Below are 21,507 nucleotides of genomic sequence, written 5' to 3' on the forward strand. Positions count from 1 at the left end.
CTACTTCCAGCGCTGCGGGTAACCGGGCAGGTCGGTGCAGCCGCACATCGCGTAGTGCAGCGGCGGCATGCCCGCGTCGAGATACTGGTCCAGGTTGTCCTGGGTGACCGTCGGCTGCGGCAGCTTCCACGGGTTGGACACCTGCTGGCCGTCGAGGATCCGCAGCGCGGCGATGACCGGCGTACGCCACTGGTAGGTCGGGTAGGTCGGCGCGATGGCGGTGAGCTTCTTGTCCTTCCAGATCTTCAGGAAGTCGAGCTGGTCCTCACCGTTCATCGGCGGAACCGGCTTGCCCGCGTCCTGGAACGCCTCGACCGCCGCGACGGCCACCGCTCCGGCGTCCATCCAGACCCCGTCGATCGTGCCGTACCGCTGGATGTAGTCGTCGACGATCTTCTTGGTCTTGGCCGGATCGCCATCGGTGAACTCGACACCGACGACGTCGACCTTCGCCTTGTCGAACGCCACCTTCGCCGCCGACCAGCGGGTCTCCAGGACGTCGACGCCGGGAAGGATCCGCAGGGCGAGGACCTTGCCACCGGGCTTCATCTTCTGGCTGACGAACTCGGCCCCGACGTGCCCGAACCCGTAACCCCCGATGGGGTTGATGAACGTGACCGGGCACTTCGTGTTGACACCACGGTCGAAGACGACGACCGGCAGCCCGGCCTTGCAGGCCGCCTCGACGGCCGGGGTGAGCGTGGCGGTGGTGTTCGGCGAGACGATGAGCGCGTCGCAGCCCTTGCCGAGCAGATCGTTGATGTCCGCGATCTGCTTCTGGTCCTTGCCCTCGGCGTCGACGTGCACGAACTCACTGATGCGGCTCTTCTGCGCCTCGACCTCGGCCTGCATGGTCTTGAACCCGACCTGCCGCCACGGGTTGTTCAGGGCCGCGTTCGAGAAGCAGATCTTGTGCGGGCCGCTCTTCTTGAACTTGGCGGTGTCGACCATCGTCGGGTTGAGCACCTGCTCCCACGGCTTGTCGGCCGGGCCTGTCGGTGCCGCGTCGAGCAGCGCCAGTTCGGCGTCGTAGTCGGCCTGCACGAAGAACTTCGACTGGTCCCCGGTGCCGGACCCAGTGGCGGCGGACGCACTTCCCGACGGGCTAGCGGCCGGCTCGTCGGTGGCACAGGCGGCGAGGGACAGCAGGGTGACGGCGGCAAGAGCCGCCATGGAACGTCGCACTATGGTTTCCCCTTTATCTCGAAGAAGAACGCGTTGCCGAGACCGCCACGGCGAGCAGGATGATCCCGCCCTGGACGGTCGACCTGAGGGCGCCGGAGACGCCGTAGAAATTCATGAGGGCGAACAGCAGTTCGAGGGTCAGCGCGCCGAGCATCGCCCCGACGACGGCGCCGCGCCCCCCACCGAGCGCCACCCCACCGAGGACGACAGCGGTGATCGCACCGAACTCCAGACCAGCGCCGGCCTGGAACGACACGCCGCTGTAGCCGCCCAGCAGGATGGCCGCCACCGCCGCCGCGAGCCCGCTGAGGATGAAGGCGAAGGTCCGGGTACGCCACACGCGTACGCCGCTGAGCTCGGCGGTGCGCGGGTTGTCGCCGACGGCGACCAGCGTCCGGCCGAAGTCGGACCGCATCAGCAGCACGGCCGCCACCGCCAGGACCACCAGGACCAGCAGCGCGTACGGCACGCGGCCCAGCACCGGCACGTCCTCGAAGGCCCGCCGGCCGAACCGCCGGAACTCCTCGGAGAGCCCACCCTTCGGGGCGCCGTCGGACCACAGGTAGACCGCGCCGACGAGGATCAGGAACATGCCGAGGGTGGTGATGAACGACGGCACCCGCAGCCGTGTCGTGATCAGGCCGTTGACCAGCCCGACCAGTGCGCCGAAGGCGAGCAGGAGCAGCACCACCGGCCAGGTACGCGCCGGGTCGCTGTCGATCAGCCGGGCGGCGACCACCACCTGAGCGGTGACCAGGGAACCGACCGAGAGGTCGAACTCGCCGGACACGATCACGAAGTACTGGCCGGCGGCGAGCAGGATGATCGGCGCCGAACGACCGAGGAAGGACATCAGCGACTGCGGGGCCAGGAAGTCGGGCTGCCGGATGCCGACGAGCACCAACAGCACCGCGAGGATCGCGAGGATCGGCAGGACACCACCGGGACGCACCCGCGGCAGACGCAACGGCAGGGAACGGGGCTGGACGGTCTGCATGGCTAGGCCGCCTTTCGCATGGCCCGGCGGGCGTAGACGGCGACCGCGGCGATGATGATGACGCCCCGGATCACCTGCTTGAAGAAGGCGTCGACCTCGAGCTGGTTGAAGATGGCGTCGATGCTGGCCAGCAGCAGGACCCCGCCGACGGTGCCGATGACGCCGCCGCGCCCACCGGCGAGGGCGGTACCGCCGATCACCACCGCGGCGATCGACTCCAGGTCGTAGAGGCCCTCGGTGCCGACGCGCGGAGCGCCCGAGCCGAGCCGACTGGCAAGGTAGATGCCGGCGAGCCCCGCGCACATCGAGCACAGCATGTGGGCGGTGATGAGGACCCGGTCGTTGCGGACGCCCGAGAGCCTTGCCACCTCCGGATCCCCGCCGACGGCGACCAGGTGGTGGCCGAAGCGGGTCCGCGAGAGCGCGAACCAGGCCGCCGCGGTGACCGCTATCAGCAGCAGGAACGACACCGGCACCGGACCGACGCGCTGATAACCGAGCGCCTGCACCAGTGAGGGTGCTGTGGTGCCGGCGGGGCCGTCGTAGCCGTTGTCGAGGTAACCCTTGAGCAGCAGCCCGACGCCGAGGGTCGCGATGAACGCGTTGACCCGGAACCTGGTGACGAGGAGCCCGTTGAGCAGCCCGACGCCGGCGCTGACGACCAGCACCAGGCCGATCGCCGGCAGCACCGCGCCGTCGCTGCCGTTCATCGTCTCGGCCGCGACGAGAGTGCTGAGGCTGATCACGAACGCCACCGAGAGGTCCAGCGAGCCCCCCAGGATGACCAGGGTCTGACCCACCGCGACCAGCCCGAGGCCGGCGGCGACATGCAGCAGACTCACCGTCGTGGACTGGTTGAAGAGCTGACCCCCGTCGAGCAGGACGACCAGCCAGCCGATCGTCAGGGTCAGGGTCAGGGCCACGAACACGCCCGGTACGGAACGCCGGGCGGGCAAAAGCGACAGAGCGCTCACTGGGCCACCTCGGTTCGCGACTGCGGGGCTCGCAGACCCGGCTCACTCCTCGCGCTCACTGGGCCGTCTCCCGAACGGTGCCGACCGCCAACGCGACGACCTCCTCCTCGGTCGCGCCGGCGGGCAGCTCGCCCGCGACGTGGCCGTCCCGCATGACGACGATCCGGTCACTCATCCCCAGCAACTCCGGCAGATCGGACGAGATCATCAGCACGGCCGCGCCATCACGGGCGAGGCGGCGGACGAGGTCGTGAATGGCTGACTTCGCGCCCACGTCGATGCCCCGGGTCGGCTCGTCGAAGAGCAGGATCCGCGGGTTGAGCGCGAGCCATCGGGCCAGCACGACCTTCTGCTGGTTGCCGCCGGACAGAAAGCGGATCTCCTGGTCGTCGCCGGCGCCGCGGATCTCCACGGCGGCCAGCAACTCGCGTACGCGGGCGGTCCTCGCGGCCCGGCCGGACCGGGCGGCGAAGACGGCCCGGCTGGCGAGCAGCGCGTTGTCCAGCACCGACTGCCGGGGGACGATCCCCTCACCCTTGCGGTCCTCGGTGACGTAGGCGATGCCGGCCCGCATGGCGGTGCGGGGTGAGCGCAGTCGGATCGGCCGGTCGTCGAGCGTCACGTCGCCGGTCGTGAACGGCGACACCCCGAAGATCGCGCGGGCCAGCGCCGAGCGTCCGGAGCCCTGAAGGCCACCGATGCCGAGCACCTCGCCGGCGCGCAACTGGAGGTTGACGTCTCGCAGCTTCCGGTTTCCGGCGTCGCGAAGGTTGAGCCGCACCGGGCCCCGGTCCTGCGGGACGGCCCGGTCAGGGTAGTAGCTGGACAGTTCCCGGCCGACCATGTGCCGCACCAACGCGTCGGCGGTGGTGTCAGCGGTGTCCACTGTGGTGACCCGCCGGCCGTCCTTGAGCACTGTGATCCGACTGGACAGGTCGAAGACCTCGGCGAGCCGGTGCGAGACGTACAGCAGCCCGATGCCCCGCTCCTGGAGTCGACGCACCAGCCCGTAGAGCAACTCGACCTCGTGGTCGGCCAGCGCGGCGGTCGGCTCGTCCATGATGAGCAACCGCGCGTCCAGGGCGAGCGCCTTGGCGATCTCGACGACCTGCTGCTGCGCGACACCCAACTGCCCCACCCGGGCGTCGGCCGGCAACGTGGTCTCGCCGATCGAGGCGAGCAGCCGCGTGGTGCGGTCGAGCATCCCCCGACGATCGACGAGCCCGCGTCGAACCGGCTCGTGCCCCAGGTAGACGTTCTCCGCGACGGTGCGCTCCGGGAGCAGGTTGAACTCCTGGTGGATGATGCCGATGCCGGCCCGCTGCGCGTCGCGCGGACCACGGAAGGTGCGCGTCGCACCGGCGAACTCGACAGTGCCCCCGTCCGGGGCGTACCCGCCCGAGACGATCTTCATGAGGGTCGACTTCCCGGCACCGTTCTCACCGACCACGGCGTGCACCTCGCCCGGCGCGACATCGAGGTCGACACCGTCGAGAACACGGACTCCGAGGAATGACTTGCCGATGCCCCGAAGGGTGAGAAGCGGCGTCGGCGGCGGATCTGACATCCCGAAAGCCCTCACAGACAGTAATGATCGACAAGGTTAAATGCCACACTACGGCGGCTTCGAGGCGCTGAACAACAAACTTTCGTGCCAACAGCGAGGGCTTACGTTCTTGCGGTGCAAACATTTCCTTGACACCGGCGAAACATCACACGTATGAAGATAGATGTTTGGATGCGGCTCCGCAATCCTCGATCAAGCCCGACCGCCAGGCCGGGCTGCGATCGGCGGGCGGTGCCGCAACGAGGGGGCCGAGCGCGACCGCCGTCCACCGGGCAGGACGTCGGACGTTACTTCGTGCATTGACAGTCTTCGATCTCTAGCTCATCCTGACCTCGTGGACCACGGGACAAGAACCACAGCCACCATCACGCTGTGTGACGTCCCGCAGGTCTGACTGCCGTTGCGGCGAACGGCATGAGGACAGACCAGCGCGCCCGTGTCCCTCGCGTGTCCAGGTCAACCTGACGCGTCGTAGGACCCGTGTCCGCAATCCCAACGCCCGCCCAACTAGGAGACGGCATGCGTCGTAACACATTGCTCATCTCAGTGATCGCCGGTCTGTTACTGGCGCTCGGACTCGCTCCACCCGCGTCGGCCGCCCCGGCCTTCCGCGCCCTGGTGTTCAGCAAGACCACCGGCTACCGGCACGACTCGATCCCCGCCGCGATCTCCATGGTCCAGCAGCAGGCCGCCGCGAACAACTTCGAGGTGGTGGCGACCGAGGACTCGAGCGTCTTCACCGCCGCCAACCTGGCGACCTTCGACGTGATCGTGATGCTCCAGACCTCCGGCATGGTCTGGACCTCGGCCGCCCAACGCCAGGCGGTGGAGGGCTACCTCGCCAGCGGCAAGGGCATCGTGGCCGTCCACAACGCCACCGACATGGGCATCGAGTCCGAGTACCCGTGGTGGGACAACACCATCAACGGCGGCGCCCACATGCCCGAGCACTCCCCCGGCGTGCTGCAGGGCACCGCCATCGTCGCCGACAAGAAGCACCCGTCGACGGCCAGCCTGCCGGATCGGTGGACCCGCAGCGAGGAGTGGTACAACTTCGACGCCAACCCGCGCGGCAAGGTGCACGTCCTGGTGACCGCCGACGAGCGCACCTACAACCCGGGATCCCGGGCGATGGGCCCGGACCACCCGATCTCCTGGTGTCGGGACACCGGCGGCGGGCGGGTGTGGGCCACCGCGATGGGCCACGCGATCGCCTCCTACAGCGAGACGAACTTCCAGAACCACGTCCTCGGTGGCATCAAGTGGGCCGCCGGGAACGCTGCCGGCGACTGCGGCGGCACCGTCTGGGGCAACTTCGAGAAGCGCACCCTGGACGACAACACCGTCGACCCGATGGCGATGGCCGTGGCCCCGGACGGGCGCGTGTTCTACGCCCAGCGCGGCGGGCAGCTGAAAATCTTCAAGCCCTCCACGAACAGCACGGTGACCGCCGGCACGCTGAGCGTCTACACCGGCGGTGAGGACGGCCTCACCGGCATGGCGCTGGACCCCAACTTCGCCACCAACGGGTACGTGTACCTCTACCACTCGCCGGCGAGCAGCTCGACCGACGTCAACCGGGTCTCCCGCTTCACGATGAGCGGCGACACGCTGAACACGTCCAGCGGGGTGACGATCATCGACATCCCGGCGTACCGCGACCGGACGTTCCCGGAGCCCGGACACACCGGCGGTTACATCGAGTTCGGCCCGGACGGAAACCTCTACATCGGCACCGGCGACGACACGCCGCCGAACCTCGACCCCAACTGGCAGGGCTACGCCCCGCTGGACTGGCGCTCGGGCAAGTCGAACCTGGACGCCGCCCGGACCGCCGGCAACACCAACGACCTGCGCGGCAAGCTGCTGCGTATCCGTCCCGGGGCCAGTGGCAGTTACACCATCCCGAGCGGCAACCTCTACCCCCAGGGCACGGCGCAGACCAAGCCGGAAATCTACGCCATGGGCTTCCGCAACCCGTTCCGCTTCTCGATCGACCCCGCCAACGGCTGGGTCTACCTGGCGGACTACGGACCGGACCGCAACCCGCCGACCACCAACCGTGGTCCCGAGGGCCTGGTCGAGCTCAACGTGATCAAGACGCCCGGCAACTACGGCTGGCCGTTCTGCCACGGCAACAACCAGCCCTACGCGCCGTTCAACCCGGACACCGGCGTCGTCGGCTCGAAGTTCAACTGCTCGGCGCCTGTCAACAACTCGCCGAACAACACCGGCCTGACCAGTCTGAAGCCGGTCGTCATGCCGAACATCTGGTACGGCTACCCCACCTCGACGACCTTCCCGGAGCTGGGCTCCGGCGGCTCCGCCCCGATGGGCGGCCCGGTCTACCGGTACGACGCGTCGAACCCGTCCCAGACGAAGTTCCCGCCCTACTACGACGGCGTGCACTTCTTCTACGAGTGGTCGCGCAACTACATCAAGGAGGTGCACTTCGACTCCTCCACGGCGGTGACCCGCACCAACCCGTTCCTGCCCAGCGGTGGGTTCAACAAGCCGATGGACATGGAGTTCGGCAAGGACGGCTCGCTCTACCTGCTGGAGTGGGGCACCAACTTCGGTGGCGGCAACAGCGACTCCGGGCTCTACCGGATCGACTACATCCAGGGCGGCCGGTCACCGATCGTCAAGGCCACCGGCACACCCACCAGCGGCTCCTCGCCGCTGACCGTCCAGTTCAGCAGCGCGGGCACGTCCGACCCGGACGGCAACACGCTGAGCTACCTGTGGACGTTCGGCGACGGCACCACCTCGACGGCGGCCAACCCGTCGAAGACGTACACCTCCAACGGCAACTACACGGCCCAGTTGAAGGTCACCGACAGCACCGGTAAGACCGGCTTCGCCAACGTCCCGATCACCGTCGGCAACAGCGCCCCGGTGGTCACCATCACCACACCGGGCAACGGAGGCATGCTGACCTTCGGCGACAAGGTGTCGTACCAGATCACCGTGACCGATCCGGACGGCGGCACCGTCGACTGCTCGAAGGTCATCCTCAATCCGGCGCTGGGTCACGACGACCACGCTCACGAGACCACGGAGTACCCGGGCTGCTCGGGCACCATCTCCACCGACCTGCTCGGTGGGCATCCGGATGGCGCCAACCTGTTCTACGTGCTGAACGCGCGGTACACCGACAACGGCGGCTCGGGAGGCGGGTCCCCGCTCACCGGCACCGCGCAGGCGATCCTGCAACCGAAGCACAAGCAGTCCGAGTACTTCAGCAGCCAGTCCGGCATCCGGGTCGTCGACCAGGCCGCCGCGGAGAGCACCAAGCGCATCGGTGACATCTCCACCAACGACTGGATCGCGTTCAACCCGATGAACCTGTCGGGCATCTCGACGGTCAGCTACCGGGTGTCGTCGCCTTCCGGCGGCGGTTCGATCGAGCTGCGCGCCGGCTCGCCGACCGGCACCCTGCTGGCCACCACCACGGTGCCCAGTACGGGCGGCTGGGACAACTACCAGTCCACGACTCCGGTGAGCGTCGCCGCGCTCAGCGGGACACAGACGCTCTACATGGTGTTCAAGAACAGCAGCAACTCGTTCGATCTGGACTCGCACACCTTCGGCGGCAACGGCGTCGGCACGCCCGGCACCGGCGGTGGCCTGGCGGGCAAGACCTACACGGTCACGGCGCAGCACAGCAACAAGCTGATGGACGTCAGCGGTGTCTCCACCGCCGACGGCGCCCAGATCACCCAGTGGGCGAACACCGGTGCCAACAACCAGAGGTGGCAGGCCGTCGACGCCGGTAACGGCGCGCTCTACCTGAAGGCGGTGCACAGCGGTAAGTGCGTCGAGGTGGTCGGCAGTTCGACCGCGGCGGGTGCCTTCCTCCAGCAGGCCACCTGCAACAACGGCAACCAGCAGAAGTTCACCGCCACCGCGACGGGAACCTCCGGCGTGTACACGGTGAAGAGTGTGCTGAGCGGCCTCTGCGTGGACGTCAACGGTGCTGCCACCACCGACGGCGCCCGACTGTTGCAGTGGACCTGCCACAGCGCGGCCAACCAGCAGTGGCGGTTCACCGCGGTGTGACCCCGCGGCTGTCGCGGTAACAACTGACGTCCCGGTCGGGACCGGTGTCCGAGTAACGGAGCCGGTCCCGGCCGGGACGTCGTCGTTGGTCAGGCAGGCCGACCGGGCGGCGCGGCGAGCAGCCCGGCCGCGGCCAGGTCATCCCACAGTTCCTCGGGTACGACGATCCCGGACCGTCGCACCGTCTCGACCGCCTGCGCCTCGTTGCGGACGCCGACCACCGTCGACACCACGGCCGGGTGCCGGCGGACGAAGGCGAGGGCCGCCTGCGGCAGGGTCACCCCGTACGTCTCGCAGACAGTGGCGATCCGCCGCGCCCGCTCGATCAGCGCCTCCGGGGCCTGCTGGTAGTTGTAGACGGCGTCGGCCGGCGGCCGGTCCCGCGACAGCAGCCCGGAGTTGTAGACGCCCGCGATGACCACGCCCACCCCCCGGTTCTCGGCGGCCGGCAGCAGGTCGGCCGCCGCGCCCTGTTCGAGCAGGGTGTACCGCCCGGCGCACATCATCACGTCGACGTCGGTCTCCCGGACGAACCGCGCCAGCATCGCCGACTGGTTCATGCCGGCGCCGATGGCACCCACGACGCCCTCGTCGCGCAGGTCGATCAGGGCGGGTACGGCCTCGTGCGCGGCCTGCTCCCAGTGGTCGTCCGGGTCGTGCAGGTAGACGATGTCGATCCGGTCCAGCCCGGTCCGATCGAGGCTGGCCTCGATGGAGCGGAGCACGCCGTCGCGGCTGAAGTCCCACACCCGCCGGTGGGTGGCAGGCACATCGAACCCGTCGGAGTCCCGCAGGTGCGCGTCCTGGGGCGAGGGCACCAGGAGTCGCCCGACCTTCGTCGACACCACGTACTCGTCGCGCGGCCGGTGGCGCAGCGCGGCGCCGAGGCGGCGCTCGGACAGCCCGAGACCGTAGTGCGGCGCGGTGTCGAAGTACCGGACGCCCGCCTCCCACGCGGCGTCGACCGCCGAGGCGAACTCCTCGTCCGTCGTCGTCCGGTACAGGTTGCCCCCCTGCGCCGCGCCGAAGCCCAGCTCGGTGAGCCGTAGCTGCGGGCGGCGCGGCAGCGCGCGCGCCATCATGACGGCCCCAGCCCGTAGACGCGGCGTGCCGTCCCGCCCCAGACCGACGCCCGGCCGGTCCCGTCCTGGCCCTCCAGCAGCGCCGCCAGGGTGTCGACCCACCGCTGGTACGAACTGGCGAGCAGACAGACCGGCCAGTCGGAGCCGAACATCAGTCGATCCGGCCCGAACGCGTCGAGGGCGTCCTCGACGGCCTGCCGGAGGTCGGCCGGCGTCCAGTGCGGGAGCGGCACCTCGGTCACCAGCCCGGAGAGCTTCGCCGTCGTGTTGGGCGAGGCCGCCAACGACCGCAGGTCCCGGCTCCACTCGGCCATCTCCGGACTGCCGAGCGCGGGCTTGCCCAGGTGGTCGAGGACGAAGCTCACCTCGGGCAGGTCGCGCGTGAGACGCGCGGCCATGGGGAGCTGGTGTTGGCGTACCAGCAGGTCGAAGACGAGGCCGGCGGCACCGACCGCCGCGATCCCCCGACGGACGTCGGGACGGTCCAGGTACGCCGGGTCGCTCTCGGACTGCACGAGGTGGCGGATGCCGACGAGGCGTTCCCCACCTCGGGCTGCCCGCAGACCGTCGAGGCGCTCCGCAACATCGTCGGCGGTCAGGTCCACCCAGCCGACGACCCCACTGACGAGTGTGTCGTCGGCCGCAACTTCCAGCAGGTCGACCGTCTCCGTGTCGGAGGCGATGGACTGCACCACCACTGTCGCGGTGACCCCGGCCGCCCGGGCCAGCGGCGCGAGATCGGCGGGTTCGAAGTCGGCGTCGATGGCCGCCATGGTCACCGGGTCGATCCACGGCTGCGGGTGCCGGGCGCGGACCCAGAGGTGGTGGTGCGCGTCGACGATCCCGGCTCGCCCGGGCTCCTGTGCGCCCGTCATCGGCCCAACCAGCCGCCGTCGACGGGCAGCACGACGCCGTTGACGTAGTCCGACGCGCTCGACGCCAGGAACACGGTGGCGCCGCCGAGGTCGTCGGCCCGGCCCCACCGCCCGGCCGGGATCCGGCCGAGGATCGCCTGGTTGCGGTCGGGGTCGTCGCGCAGCGCCTGGGTGTTGTCGGTAGCGATGTAGCCGGGCGCGATGGCGTTGACGTTCACTCCGTGGGCCGCCCACTCGTTCGCCAGCGCCTTGGTGAGGCCGGCCACGCCCGACTTCGACGCGGCGTAACCGGGGACGGTGATGCCGCCCTGGAAACTCAACAGCGACGCTGTGAAAATGATCTTCCCTCGGCCGCGCTCGACCATCGTCCGGCCGATCTCCCGGCTGAGGATGAACTGGCTGCTGAGGTTGACCTCGATCACGTGGTCCCACATCTCGTCCGGGTGCTCCGCCGCCGGGGTCCGGGCGATCGTGCCGCCGTTGTTCACCAGGATGTCGACCGGCCCGAGAGCGGTGATGTCGCGGGCCAACCGGTGCACGGCCGCCCGGTCGCCGAGGTCCGCCCGCAGCGCGGTGAACCGGCGGCCGGTGGCGCGCACCCGGCGTTCAACCTCGCTGCCCTCCGCCTCGAGCTGGGCGGAGACCCCCACGATGTCGGCGCCGGCCAGTGCCAGGGCCTCGGCCATGGCGAGGCCGATACCGCGCCGCGCCCCGGTCACGACGGCGGTCTGGCCGGACAGGTCGAACAACGTCGTCACTTGTTACCCTCCCGCACATCGAGCAGCACCTTCATGACGCCGCCACCCTCCAGCGCCTCGAAGGCCGCGCTGACCGCCTCGACCGGCTCGACCCGGGAGATCAGCTGCTCTGCCGGGATGGCACCCGAGGCGACCAACCGGATCGCCTCCACCATGTCGTCGCGCTGATACAGCCGGGCGCCCAGGAGTTCCAGCTCACGCCAGAAGAACCGGTGCAGGTTGACCTCGCGGGGCTGAGGATGGATCGCCACCATGACCAGCCGCCCACGAGTGGTGAGGACGTCGACCGCCGTGGTGACGCCGGCCGGTGAGCCGGACACCTCGAAGGCGATGTCGGCGCCCGCGCCATCGGTACGGTCGTTGACCAGCGCCACGACGTCGGTCGCTCGCGGGTCGACGGCCTCGATCCCGATGCCCTCCGCCACCTCGCGTCGGAACGGGTCCGGCTCGACGAGGAGCACCCGCGCGCCACGGCCCCGGGCGACGGTGGCGATGAGGACGCCGACCGGCCCGCCACCGACCACTACCACCTGGTCGTCGGCGGTCACGTTGCCCCGGCGGACGTCGTGCACGGCGACCGCCACCGGCTCGACGAGCGCCGCGTGGTCGAGGGGCAGTTCCTCCGGAAGCGGCAGAACCAACTCCACCGGCACCGTCCAGGAGGACTGCATGGCGCCCGGTGAGTCGATGCCCAGGAAGTTCATCGCGTGGCAGACGTGGGAGTTGCCCCGCTGACAGGCGGCGCAGCGTCCGCAGGGCCGGGTCGGCATCACGGTGACGGCCTGACCGATGTTCCAGCCGGTCACGCCCTCGCCGACAGCCGCGATCCGCCCGGACATCTCGTGCCCGATGATCGCTGAGTCACCAACCCGGGCGTCCATGTCCCCGTGGTAGATGTGCAGATCCGTACCGCAGATGCCGGTGTACGCCACCTCGATCCGTACCTGGCCGGGGCCCGGTGGCTCCGGGTCGCGGTTCTCGATTCCGAGGTGTCGCGCTCCCCGGTAGACGACTGCCTTCATCGTTCCTCCGTCTCGACGGTCGGTACGTCGATCGTGCCGACCGGGCATGGTCGTGGGTGCACCGCCGTCGCGATGCACCCACGCCTCACCTGTTCTGGTTGTCAGCTCAGTGCCGTACGGTCGGCGACACCTCGTTGCGGGAGTTCAGCGACACGACGGGCACCTGGCGGGTGGGGATCACCCCGTCGACTCCGGCCAGCAGCCGTCGTCCGGCCCGCTCCGGCCGGACGTTGGGGCTGTCGGCCGTCTGCGCCTGCGGGCGGCGGTTGACCGCCCGGATCCGCTCCTCGTCCACCCGGACCCCAAGCCCTGGCGCGTCGCCGAGGATGAAGGCGCCGTCCTCGACGTGCAGGTCGATGGAGACACCAACGGGTGAGTGCAGGTCCTGCAATTCGCTGGTCAGGTGGTTCGGCACCGAGGTCGCGGCGTGCAGCAGCCCGACCGGGCTGTTGCCGATCGGGCTGACCGGCAGGTCGTGAGCGTGGGCCAGGGCGGCCGCCCGCAGGAAGTGGGTGACCCCCCAGACGGCCGCCATCTGGACGATGTCGACCGCGCCGGCCGCGATCAGCGGACGGTACTGTTCGAGCCCGGTGAGGTTCTCACCGGTGGCGACCGACGCGGACACGCCTCGGCTGACCGCCGCGAGACCCTCGGCGTCCCAGCGCCGGACCGGCTCCTCGATCCAGATGAGATCCAGGGTGCGTTCCAGCTCGCAGACATGCCGGACCGCCTGCTTGCGGGTCCACGCCTCGTTGACGTCGAGCATCAGGCCCGGCCGTCGACCGTGCCCGGCCTCGGTCAGGACCTCCTTGACCAGGCCCAGACGGTGCCGATCGCGCTCGATGTCGAGGCCGCCCTTGAGCTTGGCCGCTCGCAGGCCGTGGCTCGCGTACACCTCGTACTCCGCGACGAGTTCGTCGTCGGTGAGCCCGATGTCCAGCCCGGACGCGTAGGCGGTGACCCGCCGGTCCCGTCCGCCCAGCAGCCGCCACAGCGGCTCGCCGGCGGCCTGCGCCTTGATGTCCCAGAGCGCGGTGTCCAGAGCGCCGATGGTGCCGAACACCGGCCCCGCGTGGCCAGCCTTGAAGGTGTGCCGCAACATGCGGTCGTACAGGGACGTCACGGCCCGGGGGTCTTCACCCTCGATGGCTGGGAAGATCCGCTCGATCTCGACGTGCGGCCCGAGGCCGACTCCCGAGATGCCCTCGTCGGTGTCGACGATGACGATCGAGACCGGGACCACCCCGTCGGCGAACACACCGTTGGCGTCGCCGACTGGTCGGCCCCATTCCTGGACCGTGGAGAGCGTCCGATATCCCGTGATCCGCATGTCAACCCTTCGTGGAACCGGCGGCCACGCCGTCGGCAATTTGGCGCTGGAGGAACAGGTAGACCAACAGGACGGGTATCGCGGCGATCAGCACCCCGGAGGCGAAGGTGGGGATGTTGTCGGAGTACTGCCCGCGCAGCGAGGTCACCCCGATCATGAGCGTCCGGTGATCGGCCGAGGGCATCATCACCAACGCCATGAGGACGTCGTTCCAGCAGAACAGGGCGTTGAGGATCCCGACCGACAGCAGCGCCGGGGTGCCCAGCGGCAGCATGATCCGGCGGTACACGCCGTACACGGTGCTGCCGTCGATCCGCGCGGCGTCGACGATCTCCGGCGGAATGCCCTTGTAGTAACTCGTCATGAGAAAGACCGTGAAGGGCAGGAACTGGGCCACGTAGACCAGGATCAGGCCCGGGTACGTGTCGATGAGCGCGGTGTCGGCCATGATCCGGGCCAGCGGCACCATGATCACCTGGAATGGGATGAAGAGCCCCGCGAGGCAACCCAGGAACAACGCCGACGAGCCGCGGAACCGCAGTTGGCTCAGGGCGAAGCCGGCCATCGACCCGAACAGCAGCAGCAGGAGCACCGACACCGTCACCACGAACAGCGAGTTGATGAAGTAGCGGCCCATGCCGACGCTGTTCCACGCCGTGCTGATGTTCTCGAAGCGCAGGGCGTCGGTCAGGCCGAACCGGTCGAGGATGTAGTCACGCCGGGTCTTCATCGCGACGTTGGCGGTGAACAGCAGGGGGTAGATCGTCGCCAGGGCGAGCAGCGACATGGGGATGGCGACCAACCACCGTCCCAGGCGGAGGCGAGACATCAGTCCTCCTTTCCGGATCGTTCGAGCAGCTTGATCTGCAACAGCCCCACGACGAGCATGATCATGAAGAGGATCGTCGAGGCCGCCGACGCGAGAGCCGGCCGGTTCATCTGGCCCTGCTGCTTCCAGATGTAGAACTCCGGCAGGTACGTCGACCCTTCCGGCCCGCCACTGGTCATGATGTAGAGGAGGCCGAACATCGAGGTCAGCATCCCGATCATCGTGGTCACGAAGACGAACTGGATGGTGCGCGAGAGGGCCGGGATGATCACGTGCCAGACGACCTGGCGCAGCGTCGCCCCGTCCACCCGGGCGGCGTCCAGGAGCGCGGCGTCCAGCGTGGCGAAACCGGCGAGGAACACCACCAGGGCCATCCCGAAGGTGGCCCAGATATGCACGCCCACCACCATGAACATCGCGATGTCCGGGTCACCGAGCCAGTCCACCGGACCGACACCGAACGACCCGAGCACGGCGTTGAGCGGGCCGTCGAAGGCGAGCAACAGGTTGAAGATCGCACCGACGATGACCGGCGACAGCACCGCCGGGAAGAAGTAGACGCTGCGGTAGAAGCGGTGGCCCGGCACCCGAAGGTAGATGAACGTCGCGAGCAGACCGGGGATCGCCACCGCCACCGGCAGCAGAAGCACCAGCAGTCCGACGTTCTTCAGCGCGGTCTGGAACAACGGGTCGGCGAAGAGCTCACGGTAGTTGCCGAAACCGACAGCCGTCCCGTTCTGCTCACCGTCGCCGGTGAAGGAGAAGTTGACGCCCAGCAGCAGCGGGTAGAGCCGCAGCAGCACGATGATCAGGACGGCCGGGAGGACCAGGATGTAGGGGGCGTAGCGCTCGGCCCTCAGGCCACCACGGGTGCGACGGGGTCGTGCGCCACTCCGATGCGCGGCGGGGGTGACCGCCGCCCCGCCGGCCCGTCCGGCCGAAGCCGGACGGACCGACGGTTGCGTGTTTCCCATCGGCACGAGGTCAGCCCGCCTGGTCGGAAGCGGCCAACTGCTTCACCACCTCGTCGACGCTGATCGACCCGCTGAGCAGCTGCTGGGAGAGGCGCCCCATCAGGTCCAGCGTCTTCGAGGAGAGCGCCACGTGCAGAGCGGGCTTGCCACTCTTCAGCTCACCGACGATCGTGCCGACGGCCGGCCCGGCCTGCGACACGTCGATGGTGGTGTCGGCGGCGATCGCGCCGGCGTCGGCGTAGAAGGCCTTCAACGCGTCGGCCGAGCTCAGGGAGCGCACCAGGTCGGCGGCCACCTTCGGGTCCTTCGTCCACTTGGCGACCGCGTAGCCGATGCCACCGTCGTACGGGAGGCTCGGGGTGGTGCCGGCGGTGACGACGGGAGCCTTCATGACGCCGAGCTTCTCCGCGGTCAGGAACTCGTTGAAGTCCTGCCAGTGCCCCACGTCCGACATCAGACCCATGACGTGGGCGGCCTTACCGGACTGGAAGAGCGCGAAGGAGTCGTTGAACATCGCGGTCGAGTTGGCCCCGTCGCTGTTCATCTTCCTGTCGCCGGCCTCCTTCCAGGTCTGGAAGATCCGCTTGACGTTGGGCGAGTTCCAGTCGCGCTTGCCGGCGATCCAGGCGTCGTACTCCGCGGCGGTGAGGGTGGTCGAGCCCAGGCTGGAGAGCCAGAACTGGATGCCGACGCCTTCCTTGTTGCCGAGGGCGAAGCACTTGGAGCCGGCCTTGGCGATGGCGGCGCAGTCGGCGACGAACTTGTCCCACGTGGTGGCCGGGCTCGCCGGGTCGAGGTTCGCCTTCTGATAGATCGCCTTGTTGTAGTAGATCGGGTAGCCCTGCAGCGTCACCGGGACGGCGTAGGTCTTGCCGTCCTTGCCGAACGCCTCCCAGCCGGCCAACCGCTGCCTGTCCTCGGCCACGTAGTCGTCGAGGGGCACCAGCGCGTCCACCCGGTCGCGGATCTGGCCGCCACCGTTGAACAGCATCACGTCCGGGCCCTTACCGGACTGGATCGCCGCACCGAGCAGGGTGTAGTACTGGTCGAAGGGCTGCGCGACGAACTCGACCTCGACGTCGGCGTGCTTCTTCTTGAAGTCGGCCTTGGCCTTCTCCAGATAGGATTTGGCGAATGGCTCGCCGGACTTCCAGTCCCACACGACCAACTTGCCGTCCGAGCTGGTTGACTTGCCCGAATCGCTAGCACTTCCACAACCGGCCAGGGCCAGGCCCACAACGAGGACGGCCGACCATATTGCGCGCTGTCTCATCGATTGTCACCTCTATATGGGGGGTGGCCGGCGGGTGTCCCGCGAGCCAAATGTTGACCGGAAGGTAACTCGTATGACGTGTGACGTCAACAGTCGGCCGTACACTGACCCAGACGTCGTGCCACGGCGAGCCATTCGGAGGGGGACATGACGCCACCGCAGGAGACAGCCCTGAACAGCCCGGCGACCCCGGCGTGGGTGCGTCGGCCGACCAACCTCGCCAGGGCGGTCACCGCCGAACTGGTGGAGCGCATCGTCCGCGGCGTACACCCGTCCGGGTCGTCCCTGCCTCCCGAGCCGATCCTCTGCGAGACCTTCGGCGTGAGCCGGACCGTCGTCCGGGAAGCAGTGAAGATCCTGCAGGAGAAGGGGCTGGTGCAGGTCCGTCAGGGCGCCGGCACCATGGTCACCCCACCGTCACACTGGGACATGCTCGACGAGCTCGTCCTCGCGGCCACCATCGCCGTGGACGACAGCCTCGCCATACTCGACGACCTGGTCGTCACCCGGCGGGTGCTGGAGTCCGACATGGCGAACGTCGCCGCCCGCCTCGCCGACAGCGGGACGGTCGATCGACTGCGGGCCATGGTGGACCGGATGGACGAACTCGTCGACGACCACGTCACCTACCACGACCACGACCGGGCCTTCCACGACACGATCATGCAGGCATCCGGGAACCGGATCGCCCGTGGCGTCGTACGCGCGCTGGAGAGCCAGGTCATCAACACCGCCCGGTACATGGGCCGGACCGAACGGGCGTTGTGCGTGGCGTCCAACCAGGGTCACCGGCGCATCTACGAACGCATCGCGGCCCACGACCCCAACGGCGCCGCCGAGGCGATGTTCACCCACATCACCGAGGCCTGGCTGGTCCGTCGCAGTGGCTCGGGGAGCCCGGTCCGCCTCGAACGCTGACCGTCACGGGCAACGGACGGCGCCCGCCCCCGAGGTACGGGAGCAGGCGCCGCCAGCTGTGGCCAACAAGAGTCACGAGAACTGGGCGAAGAACCTCCAGATCTCACCCTTGGTCCAGGTGGTGATGCCGCTCTCGGCGTAGGTGCCGTCCACCGGGCCGGGCATGTGGCCGTTGTCGTACGCGGCCCACCGCACCGGGTATCCGGCGCGGCAACCCGAGTAGGTGGTCGTGACGTGCGTGCGGCTGCCGGCCGCCGGCTCGCGCGGGCTCTGCGCGGTGCAGCCGTTGTTCCGGACGAACGTGTCGCGCAACGCCCGGCCACCCGAGATGCCCAGGACATTGTCCGAGATGCCGTGCAGCCCGAAGTACGCGATGGGCTGCGTACCGCCACTGCAGCCGCTGATCTGCCCACCGGAGATGACGGCGACGGCGCGGAAGACGTTGGCCCGCGCGCAGGCGACGGCGTAGCTCATGCCGCCGCCCCAGCTGAAGCCGAGCGCGAACCGCTGCCTCGGGTTGACGCAGAGGCTGCTCTCGATCCGGCTGATCATGTCGTCGACGAAGACGATGTCCTCACCGCCGGAGTTGCCCCAGCCGTTGCCGAACCCCTGGGGCGCGACCAGGATCGCGCTGTTGTTCGACTGCTCCTGCTGCCCGTAGTACGACCACGGGGTCCCGCTGGTGCCGCCGGAGGAGATCTCCTGCATGGTGCCGCCGCGCCAGTGGAAGGCGAAGATCAGCCGGTAGGGGTTGCTGTTGTTGTAGTTCGCCGGCACCCGGAGGATGAAGGTCCGGCTCTTGCCGTTGCTCTGGATCGTGTGCGTGCCGCTGGCCAGCGTCGGCGCCTTGCCGCACCCGCTACCACCCGACGGCGGCGGGTTACTGCCGCCCACCTGGACGAGCTGCCACTGCTGGTTGGTGCCGCCCCAGTCGGCGTACTGCACGATGTTCCCACCGTCAGCCGTGGACGCGCCCTGCACCTCGACGGCCTTGTTGCTGTTGCGGTTGATCAACCGAACATAGCCACCGTCCGAGTCGGCCAGCCGGAACTGCTGGTTCGTCCCGTTGAGATCAGCCCACTGCACGATCGCGCCACCGTCGGCGGTGGAGAAACCACTGACGTCGAGCACCTTGCCCGAGTGCCGCGACTTGATCCGGTAGTAGCCACCCCCGGAATCCACGAACTGCCACTGCTGATTGACCCCGTTGTTACGCGTCCACTGGCTGATCCGCGCCCCGTCGTTGGTGGCCGAGGCGTACAGGTCCAACGCCTTACCGCTGTTGCGATTCACCAGCACGTAGGAGGCGTTGGTGTCCACCGTCGCCGCTGACGCGGGCGCCGCGTTGACGGCGACGAGTGTGCTGGCTGCCATGACCGCGGCCGCCGCCGCGGCCAACCCTGACCGCCAGCGAGATCTTTGTCGAGAGGCGGGACGAGCCTCACCGAGGGCTTCCATGGTCCACTCCTTCGATCGGGGTCACCCACGAGCGGGAGCGCCCGCGCGTGCCCTGGCGTGCGTGCCGGCGTCGTGGTGGTGGCGTCAGCACGTCTGGGGTGTTGTGCGGGCAACCCGCGGCCAACGGCGTACGTCGATGGCGATGCCACGATCCGGGCTTCGTGGCAGGCCGCGCCGAACCCCCGCGGTGCGACGTCGTGGCTCCCGAAGGCCGGGTGGCCCGCGGGGTGAAAATTAGCGGGTAAGACGTCATACGTCAAACGATTGGCGTCGATCCGAGCAGATGTCCGGCAGCGGCAACCCGACGGTCGCGGCGGCCCGCCCCGGAGGGAGCGGGCCGCCGCTCGTCACACCTCGCCTGGGCGGGCGCCGGCCGGATCCCGTACGGCCGGCAACTCCCGCTCCCCCGAGTCGATGACGGCGGTCGTCAGCCGATTCGGACCAGTTGCCACTGCTGGTTGTTGCCGCCCCAGTCGGCGTACTGGACGACGTTCCCACCGTCGGCGGTGGACGCGCCCTGCACCTCGACGGCCTTGTTGCTGTTGCGGTTGATCAGGCGTACGTAGCCGTCGGCCGAGTTCGCGAGTCGGAACTGCTGGTTCGTGCCGTTGAGGTCGGCCCACTGCACGATCGCGCCGCCGTCGGCGGTGGAGAAGCCGCTGACGTCGAGCACCTTGCTGGAGTTGCGCGCCTTCAGCCGGTAGTAGCCACCGCCCGAGTCGACGAACTGCCACTGCTGGTTGACGCCGTTGTTGCGCGTCCACTGACTGATCCGCGCCCCGTCGCTGGTCGCCGAGGCGTAGACGTCCATCGCCTTGCCGCTGTTCCGGTTCAGCAACACGTACCAGGCGCTGGTGTCCACCCCGGAGCCCGGCGGAGGCGTGGTGGGCGGCGGGGTCGAGCCGCCGTTGAGGGCGTCCAGGACGGCGGTGTACGCGGCCTTCTTGTTGCCGTTGCAGTCGAACAGCAGTGCGTTGTCGGACCCGCGCCACGAGTCGCAGTCCCGTACGCCCCAGGTGGTGATGCCAGTGCAGCGCGAGACGGCCAGGCAGGCGCGGGTGACGGCGCCGAAGATGTTGGCCTGGTTGCCGCCGGTCATCACGTCCAGCTCGGTGATCTGGACATCCACACCGAGATCGGCGAACCGCTGGAGGTTGGCCTGGTAGTCACCGGCCAGCGAGGTGCCCAGGTGCGACTGGAAGCCCACGCAGTCGATCGGCACGCCACGGGACTTGAAGTCCCGCACCATGTTGTAGATCCCCGTCGACTTCGCGTTGATCCCGTCGGTGTTGTAGTCGTTGTAACACAACTTCGCACCCGGATCCGCCGCCCGCGCCGCCCGGAACGCCGCCTCGATCCAGTCATTACCGGTGCGCTGCAGATTCGAATCCCGACGCCCACCACTACCACCGTCAGCGAACGCCTCGTTCACCACATCCCACGAGTGGATCTTCCCCCGGTAGTACGAGGCGACCTGGGTGACGTGGTTGATCATCGCGCTGCGCAACGCGCTGCCCGACATGCTCTGCGCCCAGCCCGGCTCCTGCTGGTGCCACAACAACGCATGGCCTCGCACGCTCATGCCATTGGCCTGGGCGTGACTGACCAGACGATCACCACCGGTGTACCGGAACTGGCCCTGCTGCGGCTCGGTGGCGTCCCACTTCATCTCGTTCTCGGCCACGACACTGTTGAACTCACGGTTCAAGATCGTCGTGTAGGCGCTGGTGGAAAGCTTGCCGGTCGCGACGGCGGCGCCGAAGTAGCGGCCCTTCTCGGCGGCGGCCGCCTTCAAGGTCGTGCCGGCACCGGATGCGGGAGTCAGCGCCACCGTCATACCGGTGGTGAGGGCGACGGCGATGGTCGCCGCCGCCAGCATCGTTCTCATGGGTTTCATGGCGTTCCTTTTCAGTGGTTGCATCGGTGGTGGTGATGTGCCACTTCACTCGGGGCGACCGATCGGAACGGTCTTCCTGGCCACCCGGCATCAGCACGCGCGGTTGGTCCGAGAGGGCTGTCGCCGGCAACTGCCGGTCCCGAGGTGACGGCCGCATGCCCTTGCGGACGTCGTGATCCGAGGTACGACCCGTGCGGCTCGCCCGGTGAGCCACGGGAACGATCGCCCTCTATATCGAGAGTGAGCGATAACATGCCGTTCGTCAAGACGTAACGGGCCGTTCACGCCGATCTCCCGGAACGCCGC

Annotated in this window: 16 protein-coding genes; 2 read left to right on the forward strand and 14 right to left on the reverse strand. The window is 68.8% G+C overall.

Translation table 11 applies throughout. The annotated features are described in order from the left end of the window. Genes NIE111_RS23455 through NIE111_RS23470 form a run of 4 tightly spaced genes read right to left on the reverse strand, consistent with a single transcriptional unit; the run spans position 1 to position 4,723 of the window. The gene (locus NIE111_RS23455; RefSeq protein ID WP_238686446.1) at positions 1-1,173 is read right to left on the reverse strand and encodes a substrate-binding domain-containing protein; all 1,173 of its coding nucleotides are present in this window, start codon (positions 1,171-1,173) and stop codon (positions 1-3) included. 25 nt (positions 1,174-1,198) lie between these two features. Beyond that, positions 1,199-2,182, reverse strand: a complete 984-nt coding sequence (locus NIE111_RS23460; protein WP_091401048.1) for an ABC transporter permease — start codon at positions 2,180-2,182, stop codon at positions 1,199-1,201. Between the two features lie 2 nt (positions 2,183-2,184). Further along, complete coding sequence (locus tag NIE111_RS23465; protein ID WP_238686447.1) at positions 2,185-3,156, reverse strand: ABC transporter permease; 972 nt, start codon at positions 3,154-3,156, stop codon at positions 2,185-2,187. 55 nt (positions 3,157-3,211) lie between these two features. Next, on the reverse strand, positions 3,212-4,723 hold the full coding sequence (locus NIE111_RS23470; protein WP_238686451.1) for a sugar ABC transporter ATP-binding protein: 1,512 nt from the start codon (positions 4,721-4,723) through the stop codon (positions 3,212-3,214). 519 nt (positions 4,724-5,242) lie between these two features. Here NIE111_RS23470 and NIE111_RS23475 point away from each other — a divergent pair. Then, positions 5,243-8,785 (forward strand): ThuA domain-containing protein, encoded by a 3,543-nt coding sequence (locus NIE111_RS23475; protein WP_238686453.1) that lies wholly within the window; start codon positions 5,243-5,245, stop codon positions 8,783-8,785. 89 nt (positions 8,786-8,874) lie between these two features. Here NIE111_RS23475 and NIE111_RS23480 read toward each other — a convergent pair whose 3' ends face one another. The 8 genes from NIE111_RS23480 to NIE111_RS23515 form a co-directional block, all read right to left on the reverse strand. Then, positions 8,875-9,867, reverse strand: a complete 993-nt coding sequence (locus NIE111_RS23480) for an aldo/keto reductase (RefSeq protein WP_238686454.1) — start codon at positions 9,865-9,867, stop codon at positions 8,875-8,877. Beyond that, on the reverse strand, positions 9,864-10,742 hold the full coding sequence (locus tag NIE111_RS23485) for an amidohydrolase family protein (protein ID WP_238686456.1): 879 nt from the start codon (positions 10,740-10,742) through the stop codon (positions 9,864-9,866). The genes NIE111_RS23480 and NIE111_RS23485 overlap by 4 nt, the downstream gene beginning before the upstream one ends. Next, positions 10,739-11,500 carry a 2-dehydro-3-deoxy-D-gluconate 5-dehydrogenase KduD gene (gene kduD / locus NIE111_RS23490; protein WP_238686458.1) on the reverse strand — a complete coding sequence of 254 codons (762 nt, stop codon included), beginning with the start codon at positions 11,498-11,500 and terminating at the stop codon, positions 10,739-10,741. The genes NIE111_RS23485 and kduD overlap by 4 nt, the downstream gene beginning before the upstream one ends. Beyond that, positions 11,497-12,522: a zinc-dependent alcohol dehydrogenase gene (locus NIE111_RS23495; protein WP_238686461.1), complete on the reverse strand. Its 1,026-nt coding sequence runs from the start codon at positions 12,520-12,522 to the stop codon at positions 11,497-11,499. The genes kduD and NIE111_RS23495 overlap by 4 nt, the downstream gene beginning before the upstream one ends. A gap of 106 nt (positions 12,523-12,628) precedes the next feature. Beyond that, positions 12,629-13,852: a mandelate racemase/muconate lactonizing enzyme family protein gene (locus tag NIE111_RS23500; protein ID WP_238686463.1), complete on the reverse strand. Its 1,224-nt coding sequence runs from the start codon at positions 13,850-13,852 to the stop codon at positions 12,629-12,631. A 1-nt stretch (position 13,853) separates the two neighbouring features. Next, the gene (locus NIE111_RS23505) at positions 13,854-14,681 is read right to left on the reverse strand and encodes a carbohydrate ABC transporter permease (RefSeq protein WP_112601630.1); all 828 of its coding nucleotides are present in this window, start codon (positions 14,679-14,681) and stop codon (positions 13,854-13,856) included. Continuing rightward, entirely contained in the window at positions 14,681-15,655 is a 975-nt protein-coding gene (locus tag NIE111_RS23510) for a carbohydrate ABC transporter permease (protein ID WP_238686464.1), read from the reverse strand. The genes NIE111_RS23505 and NIE111_RS23510 overlap by 1 nt, the downstream gene beginning before the upstream one ends. 10 nt (positions 15,656-15,665) lie before the next feature. After that, positions 15,666-16,928: an ABC transporter substrate-binding protein gene (locus NIE111_RS23515; RefSeq protein ID WP_238686466.1), complete on the reverse strand. Its 1,263-nt coding sequence runs from the start codon at positions 16,926-16,928 to the stop codon at positions 15,666-15,668. Between the two features lie 147 nt (positions 16,929-17,075). On the opposite strand from NIE111_RS23515, the gene NIE111_RS23520 reads away from it, so the two are divergent. Next, positions 17,076-17,846, forward strand: coding sequence for a FadR/GntR family transcriptional regulator (locus NIE111_RS23520; protein WP_210781643.1), 771 nt, complete (start codon positions 17,076-17,078; stop codon positions 17,844-17,846). A 72-nt stretch (positions 17,847-17,918) separates the two neighbouring features. Here NIE111_RS23520 and NIE111_RS23525 read toward each other — a convergent pair whose 3' ends face one another. Both NIE111_RS23525 and NIE111_RS23530 read right to left on the reverse strand, forming a co-directional pair. Next, a complete protein-coding gene (locus NIE111_RS23525) occupies positions 17,919-19,220 on the reverse strand; it encodes an RICIN domain-containing protein (RefSeq protein ID WP_372488393.1) in 1,302 nt (433 codons plus the stop codon). Positions 19,221-19,731: 511 nt separating this feature from the next. After that, positions 19,732-21,201 carry an endo-1,4-beta-xylanase gene (locus tag NIE111_RS23530; protein ID WP_372488394.1) on the reverse strand — a complete coding sequence of 490 codons (1,470 nt, stop codon included), beginning with the start codon at positions 21,199-21,201 and terminating at the stop codon, positions 19,732-19,734. Positions 21,202-21,507: the final 306 nt, after the last annotated feature.

This window comes from Micromonospora hortensis, from assembly GCF_022230935.1.
GTDB classification, from domain to species: Bacteria; Actinomycetota; Actinomycetes; order Mycobacteriales; family Micromonosporaceae; genus Micromonospora; species Micromonospora hortensis.

Excerpts from the sequence above, each read along its gene's own strand:
- NIE111_RS23475 (WP_238686453.1), top strand. The coding sequence starts at position 5,243 with ATGCGTCGTAACACATTGCTCATCTCAGTGATCGCCGGTCTGTTACTG.
- NIE111_RS23520 (WP_210781643.1), top strand. The coding sequence starts at position 17,076 with ATGACGCCACCGCAGGAGACAGCCCTGAACAGCCCGGCGACCCCGGCG.
- NIE111_RS23500 (WP_238686463.1), bottom strand. The coding sequence starts at position 13,852 with ATGCGGATCACGGGATATCGGACGCTCTCCACGGTCCAGGAATGGGGC.
- NIE111_RS23530 (WP_372488394.1), bottom strand. The coding sequence starts at position 21,201 with ATGAAACCCATGAGAACGATGCTGGCGGCGGCGACCATCGCCGTCGCC.
- NIE111_RS23495 (WP_238686461.1), bottom strand. The coding sequence starts at position 12,522 with ATGAAGGCAGTCGTCTACCGGGGAGCGCGACACCTCGGAATCGAGAAC.
- NIE111_RS23460 (WP_091401048.1), bottom strand. The coding sequence starts at position 2,182 with ATGCAGACCGTCCAGCCCCGTTCCCTGCCGTTGCGTCTGCCGCGGGTG.
- NIE111_RS23470 (WP_238686451.1), bottom strand. The coding sequence starts at position 4,723 with ATGTCAGATCCGCCGCCGACGCCGCTTCTCACCCTTCGGGGCATCGGC.
- NIE111_RS23455 (WP_238686446.1), bottom strand. The coding sequence starts at position 1,173 with ATGGCGGCTCTTGCCGCCGTCACCCTGCTGTCCCTCGCCGCCTGTGCC.
- NIE111_RS23510 (WP_238686464.1), bottom strand. The coding sequence starts at position 15,655 with ATGGGAAACACGCAACCGTCGGTCCGTCCGGCTTCGGCCGGACGGGCC.
- NIE111_RS23480 (WP_238686454.1), bottom strand. The coding sequence starts at position 9,867 with ATGATGGCGCGCGCGCTGCCGCGCCGCCCGCAGCTACGGCTCACCGAG.
- NIE111_RS23525 (WP_372488393.1), bottom strand. The coding sequence starts at position 19,220 with ATGGCAGCCAGCACACTCGTCGCCGTCAACGCGGCGCCCGCGTCAGCG.
- NIE111_RS23505 (WP_112601630.1), bottom strand. The coding sequence starts at position 14,681 with ATGTCTCGCCTCCGCCTGGGACGGTGGTTGGTCGCCATCCCCATGTCG.
- NIE111_RS23485 (WP_238686456.1), bottom strand. The coding sequence starts at position 10,742 with ATGACGGGCGCACAGGAGCCCGGGCGAGCCGGGATCGTCGACGCGCAC.
- NIE111_RS23515 (WP_238686466.1), bottom strand. The coding sequence starts at position 16,928 with ATGAGACAGCGCGCAATATGGTCGGCCGTCCTCGTTGTGGGCCTGGCC.